Consider the following 1,603-nt stretch of genomic DNA (forward strand, 5'->3'; position numbering starts at 1 on the left):
GAGCCGCCGCCCGCCGATCCAACTCAACCGGCAAATCAAGCAACCCACCCCAGAACTCCGGATGCTCCAGCCCCACCGCCCGACCGAAACCCCAGAGCTGCGCCTGATCGACGTCCACCGCGCCATCCGCCCGCCCCGTGGCCACCGCGCCCCGAGTCACCAGCCACAGCTGGGCGCCGCTCGGGGCGTCGGTCATCGCCTGGACCAGCGCCAGTGCTTCTTCCAAGGAGTCCGGGGCCGCTACGACGCCGGTGGCATCCAGGCCACGCAGGACAGCGGTCAGCTCCGCCCTCGACCCCGCCGGCACCGAGACGATCGTGGCGCCGTGATACTCCAGCGCAGCGGCGAGCGGAGCGTCGCCGACCAGCACCCAGGTGCCCGAAAGACTCGCGGGTCCAGGCTCTGGGGCCGGCTCCCAGGTGACCCGGTACCGCCAGCCGTCGACCAACGACCGTTCCTGGCCCTGCGCCCGCCAGCTGGTCAGCGCCGGAAGGACGCCTTCGAGGGCGGTCTCCGCGACGCCAAGCTGCATGGCCAGGCCGGGCAGATCGCCCTGCTCGATCCGGTCCCAGAACCCGGCCTCGACGGGATCGGCGGCACTGGCCTTCTCCGGTCGGGTCTCCAGCCAGTACCGCTGGCGCTGGAAGGCGTACGTCGGCAAGGTCACCGGCTGAGCGCCGGTTCCGGCATACACGGCCGACCACTCCACCGGCACACCGTTGACATGCAGGGTCGCCAACGCGGTCAGCGCGGTGGCGACCTCATCGCGCTCCCGACGCAACAACGGAACCGCAACGGCATCCGGCTGCTGCACCAGCGCGGCCAGCACCCCATCCGGACCCAACTCCACAAACCGGCTGACACCCTCCAACGCGCCCAGCGCGTCGGCGAACCGGACCGGCTTGCGAACCTGCTCGACCCAGTACTCCGGATCCGACCACAACCCCGACTCCACCGCCCGCCCGGTCACCGTCGACACCACCGAAACCACCGGCTCAGCAAAACTCAACCCACGAACAACCCCGGCGAACTCCGCCAGCATCGGCTCCATCAACCGCGAATGGAACGCATGACTCGTCCGCAACCGGCTCGTCTTCCAACCTCGCTCCGTAGCCAGCTCGGCGACCCGCTCGATGTCACCCTCAGCCCCGGACACCACCACCGAGGCCGGACCATTCACCGCCGCAACATCAACGACCAAGCCGCTGGTCGACTCGCCACCGCCCACGACGGCCGAGCCACCGCCACTCGACTCGCCACCGCCGTTTGACCTATCGCCGCCCGCGGAGGTCAGACCACCGTCACTTGCCTCGCCATCGGTCATGGAGTCCAGGAGCGCTCGGACATCCACCTCGGCCGCCCCGACCGCGAGCATCGCCCCACCTGAAGGCAGCGCCTGCATCAACCGGCCCCGGGCGGCGACCAGGGCGGCCGCATCCGCCAGCGACAACACCCCCGCCGCATACGCAGCGGTGATCTCCCCGATCGAATGCCCCACCAGCACATCAGGGCTCACACCCCAGTGCGACAACAACGCATGCAGCGCCACCTCAACCGCGAACAGTGCCGGCTGCGCATACCCGGTCTGGTGAATCAACCCCTC

Annotated in this window: 1 protein-coding gene; it reads right to left on the reverse strand. The window is 69.8% G+C overall.

The window, feature by feature from the left end:
• A partial coding sequence (locus CHC08_RS47850; protein ID WP_143653733.1) for an acyltransferase domain-containing protein occupies nt 1-1,603 on the reverse strand: 1,603 nt, incomplete at both ends.

This window comes from Streptosporangium subroseum (assembly GCF_900188345.1).
In the GTDB taxonomy this organism is placed as follows: domain Bacteria; phylum Actinomycetota; class Actinomycetes; order Streptosporangiales; family Streptosporangiaceae; genus Streptosporangium; species Streptosporangium subroseum.